The organism is Blautia sp. MSK18_10 (genome assembly GCF_020553185.1).
Classification (GTDB): domain Bacteria; phylum Bacillota; class Clostridia; order Lachnospirales; family Lachnospiraceae; genus Blautia_A; species Blautia_A wexlerae.
This window is the reverse complement of sequence record NZ_JAJCGT010000084.1, coordinates 1-3867: the sequence shown is the minus strand read 5'-3', so window position 1 is coordinate 3867 and position 3867 is coordinate 1. Positions and strand designations below refer to the sequence as shown.

At 39.5% G+C, this 3867-nt stretch carries 3 protein-coding genes, 1 tRNA gene and 1 pseudogene; all 5 read left to right on the top strand.

Features of this window, described 5'->3' with window-relative positions; genetic code table 11:
• Nucleotides 1-185 precede the first annotated feature (185 nt).
• Nucleotides 186-256 (top strand) — tRNA-Trp (locus tag LI074_RS16760).
• A gap of 249 nt (nt 257-505) precedes the next feature.
• The gene (locus LI074_RS16755) at nt 506-997 is read left to right on the top strand and encodes an RNA polymerase sigma factor (RefSeq protein ID WP_118585873.1); all 492 of its coding nucleotides are present in this window, start codon (nt 506-508) and stop codon (nt 995-997) included.
• Between the two features lie 5 nt (nt 998-1002).
• Nucleotides 1003-2859 (top strand): hypothetical protein, encoded by a 1857-nt coding sequence (locus tag LI074_RS16750; RefSeq protein ID WP_243240830.1) that lies wholly within the window; start codon nt 1003-1005, stop codon nt 2857-2859.
• Nucleotides 2775-3500, top strand: coding sequence for a cation:proton antiporter domain-containing protein (locus tag LI074_RS16745; protein ID WP_243240829.1), 726 nt, complete (start codon nt 2775-2777; stop codon nt 3498-3500). Before LI074_RS16750 ends, LI074_RS16745 begins: the two co-directional genes overlap by 85 nt.
• A gap of 121 nt (nt 3501-3621) precedes the next feature.
• Nucleotides 3622-3867: pseudogene (locus LI074_RS16740) on the top strand (helix-turn-helix domain-containing protein); the annotation flags it as partial.

Below are 3867 nucleotides of genomic sequence, written 5' to 3'. Positions count from 1 at the left end.
GAAGTGTGGCAACACATGGAGCTGACTGTTACTAATCGGGTGAGGGCTTGACCAAAACGCTGAGAGACGGAGTCACGAAGTGACCACCGCGGAGTAGATCATTCACTCAGCAACGCAGGAAGTAATGAATCTCAGGGAAATGTCAGCATGTATGTAGTTTTGAGAGTATATAAAATATACTTTGTAGGGGATTGGTCAAATGGTATGATAGGGGTCTCCAAAACCTTTGGTGGGAGTTCGATTCTCTCATCCCCTGCTTCTAACGAGTCAGAAAGTCAGTGAAATCAAGGCTTTCTGGCTTTTTTGTTTTATTAAAAATGGAAAGGAACCAGATAAGTACCTTTTTTCAACCATAAATGAGCAAATTTGAAAATTGAGAATAAAAAGACATTGACGATCCATCTTCGATTGCCTGTGTCTTTTTTTGTATAAAATAAAAAATTTTTGAAAGGAACTGCCCATATTTCAAGTCTAATAGTTATAAAAATGAAAAGGGGGTATAAAAATGGATGCTTTGGTAACAGCAGCTAAAAACGGAGATAAAGAAGCGTTTGTTCAATTGATCCGGATGAATAAGCAGAGCTTATATAAAGCAGCCTGGGTTTATCTTCGGAACGAGCAAGACATTGCAGATGCACTGCAAAATGCAATCCTGTCCTGTTATGAAAATATACAGGGGCTGAGAGAAGTGAAATATTTTAAGACTTGGCTGATTCGGATTCTGATAAACGAATGTAAAGACATTCTCCGTCAAAAGAACCGTGACACAGAACTGGAAAATTTTGAAGAAGGTATACATTGTGAAGACCTGGATCTTTGTGAATGGAAGCAATTGCTTTTATGTCTTGATGAAGAAAGTAGGAAAATTGTAGAACTCTATTATTTTGATGAATTTTCTGTAAAGGAAATAGGTGTTCTTCTTGAAATGAACAGCAATACCGTATCAACTAAACTTTCCAGGGCAAGAGCAAAATTAAAAAGGGTGATCAGGAGGTGATGGATATGAATGAAAAAGAAATCAGAAAAATTTTAAAAGAAGAAACTGAGATACCCGATAATATTGATAAAGCTATGGAAGATGTTCTGAAGGGAATTTTAGATTCTCCAGATGAGAGAATTGGTAACACGAATAATTTAGTCATAAAACCAGATGAAAGAAGAAAGAAAAGTTCAGGGAATAAGAAAAAAATAATTCGGATTCTTCTTCCGGTGGCTGCTGTATTAGGCATTAGCACCGGTGTACTTGCAACAAAACTTGGATGGCTTCATAAAGAACTGGAGCAGCAGGGTGTTACTGGACAGGAAACTGCCCAAATGATTGTTACAGAACCTGATTCAAATGCAGAAAATGTAGAAGATATGACTTCTTATCATATAACTCTTGAGGAGATGGATTGGAGACAGTCTATGCTTTCTATTACAGAAGCTTATTTTGATGGCAGTAGTTTAAGCTTTCTGGGTGAACCTTCAAACGAGGCGAGGAACTATATGATCAGTTGCAGGGACCATGCGACAGTGAATGGAGAAGATGCACTTGCATCTTTGAATAAGATAGACGGGGAAAATCTCTATTATGGGCATATTACCCTGTATGATGATGCATTGACAGAAAAAATATTAAAAGAAGATTCCAAGGTAGAGCTTTCCATGACCATTCAGGCATATCCGGATTATAACGGTAAGATTTATTACACCTGGAAAGATTATAAAGTTTACGAAAAAATTTTTAAAACTGGTTCTTTTACAGATTCAGAAGGAATGCTTTCTTATGCACTGCCTGCGGAGGATGTTTACAGAGGATATACGCCTCAGACTCTTACGTTAACCCTTCCATTAAATAATGAAGTACGGGATATCATAGAAAAATACAGGAAAGAAGGAAAGCTGCTAGCTGAAGATACTGGAGTAGAACCCACTTCGGATTCCTTGGATGAGAGTACACAGGAAACAACAAGTTCAGAAAGTTCTTTAGATTCTACGGAAGTAAATGAGAAATATGATTCAGAAACAACAGTGTTACAGATAAAGGAAAGTCATGTAACAGCTTCTTTGCCGGGAAAATCAGGAACGCTTACGATAGAGGCCGATATTATCGGAAGTACCTCCGATGTTTCGAAAGGAATCCTGGAAAAATGTAACGTATCAGAGGAAGAAATCCGCTCCTGGTTTGGTGGGAAAGATGGCTGGGAAAAATCTGTGACAGATGAAATGGTCTGGGAAAATAAAGAAAAAGGACTGCAGTTATTCGTTTCAGACGGAATGATACAGTGTGATGGATTAAGTGAAAAAGACCTGGGATCTTTAGGAAAAAGTACGGAAGATGAGGAATTAAATATTATAAATCAGCTGCTTTCCAGAGCTAATTTAACTGGAACTTCTGTAAGAAAATCAATCAGCGACATGGAAGTAGGATATGATTATTACGACACGGAAATTCTGCTGAATGGAGTATTGGTGGGTGGACTTTCCCAGTATTATTATCGGGGAAATACAGGTTTTGGCCCTGAACTTGAAGATTGCTATTTTAATATGCCGATTCCACTTCAAGTGAAAGAGGAAGAATCAGTTACTATGCTTCCTATGGAAGAAATTCTAAAATCAGTGGAACAATATGTAAAAGACGGGAAAATAGGTTTTTTTACAGAACAGAATGATACAGGGGAAACGGAATCAACCACGATTCCAGTTACAAAAATCTGTCTGGAATATTATATTGATGAAACTGCAGAGGGAATCGTTTACAGGCCTGTCTGGAGTTTCCGCTGCCCTTACCAGTGGAAAGATTCTCCGGACGAACAGGAATTATTTTACATAGATGGAGAAACTGGGGCATTGATTCGGGATGCGTTTGGCTGGTAGGTATAAAAAAGAACGGTGTTGTAATAACCGCGGATATCAAAGTATTTGCTAATATTCCGGTTTCCATTATTCTGGGAATTATTCTTGGAGCGAGTGTAGGCTATCTGCTGTATCTGTTTTTTGAGACTGCATATGCGAAGAAATATTATGTCAGAAACAGTATGAAAGTAATCATTGTTCTGGGATGTTCTTTTCTCCTGATTGCGATTGAAGGCTGGCTGGAAGGAAAAATCGCAGTCTCCGGGCTGCTGGCAGTGGTAAGTATGGCATGCGTTCTGAAAATGAAATGCACAGCTTTTGTATCAAAGAGATTGTCGGAAAAATTCGGAAAGCTCTGGCTGGCTGCGGAAGTGATTCTTTTCGTTCTGGTGGGTGCTGCTGTGGATATCCGCTATACACTGGAAGCCGGACTTGCCGCAGTTGCTATGATTTTCGTTGCGCTGATCTTCCGGTCTTTCGGCGTATTGCTCTGCACAGTGAAAACAAATCTATCTGCAAAAGAAAGGGCTTTTTGTGTTATTGCATACCTTCCGAAAGCAACGGTACAGGCAGCAATTGGCTCTGTTCCCTTTGCAGCAGAATTGCCGTGCGGAAACATTGTACTTTCCGTAGCTGTTATGGCAATTATCCTATGCCAGTGAGCGTCGGCAGTATGATGCTATCAGGAATGGCCAGACAGACAGAATACAGTCTGTTTTTCAGCTCACACCGGATGGAACCCCTGGAATCCTGTCCAGAAATGAACTGCGAAACAGTAAAAATATGTTTATTGCAGGAATTACGCTGTTTACCAGAGCTGCCATTGAAGGTGGTGTACCTGAAGAAACTGCTTATGCATTAAGCGACGGTTATATTCAGACAGTAGAAGAGTGTACCAACAAATCTTCCATAGAAAAGTTATCACAAAAAGCAGCCCTGAGATTTGCCCAGGAAGTGCAGAAGTCCGGGATGCAACATTACAGCAGAGAAATTGAAGCGGCAGTAAAATATATTCATCTTCATCTGCAT

Bases quoted from the DNA above. Each gene is read 5' to 3' on its own strand.
- LI074_RS16755 (WP_118585873.1), top strand. From the start codon at position 506: ATGGATGCTTTGGTAACAGCAGCTAAAAACGGAGATAAAGAAGCGTTT.
- LI074_RS16750 (WP_243240830.1), top strand. From the start codon at position 1,003: ATGAATGAAAAAGAAATCAGAAAAATTTTAAAAGAAGAAACTGAGATA.